This window comes from Bacillus haikouensis, from assembly GCF_013179555.1.
GTDB lineage: Bacteria > Bacillota > Bacilli > Bacillales > Bacillaceae_B > Rossellomorea > Rossellomorea haikouensis_A.
In genome coordinates, this window is record NZ_JABMCR010000627.1 from 1 (window position 1) to 554 (window position 554).

A 554-nucleotide genomic window follows, 5' to 3' on the forward strand; every position below is an offset into this window, starting at 1 on the left:
CATCGTACAGGCCGAACGTTTGTCTGATGGTACCAGGAAAATCATGAATATCTCAGAAGTGTTTGTAAATGACCATAATCAAATTGAAGTTCAAGACATATTCACCTTTGAACGCACAGGTCTGGGTAAGAACGGTGAAGTTGCAGGCGAATTTAAGCCAACCGGTATAGTGCCTCGCTGCCTGCATCGCTTGAAAATACATGGAATAGAAATGGATGAGGCGTTATTCCAGATAGAGGGGGAAATGAACCATGCAGCTATTAACCGTATCAATTCTATATAGCTTAGCGGTTCTATTCCTTTTATGGGGTATGTATTTCCTACTAGGTTACCGTAATCAAAAGAGAGAATGGAAGCAGAAAGTAAGTGAGTGGTATCCGGAGCAGAGAAGGAAAAGCGCCATCAGTGTTTTCGGAGACCGATTTGATCATTCAGAAACAGCCAAGCCGCTTGCACTAAAACTTCAGAGTTCTAATATTACCTTGCTGCCATCTGAATATTTAGGAGTCCATATTCTTGGTGCATTAGTATTGTTTGTTTTATTATTCAACATC

The 554-nt window shown here is 40.8% G+C and carries 2 pseudogenes; both read left to right on the plus strand.

Going from position 1 to position 554, the window contains the following annotated elements:
* Positions 1-283 (plus strand): annotated as a pseudogene (locus HP456_RS24750) (CpaF family protein); the annotation flags it as partial.
* Positions 252-554 (plus strand): annotated as a pseudogene (locus tag HP456_RS24755) (type II secretion system F family protein); the annotation flags it as partial. The pseudogenes HP456_RS24750 and HP456_RS24755, both read left to right, overlap by 32 nt.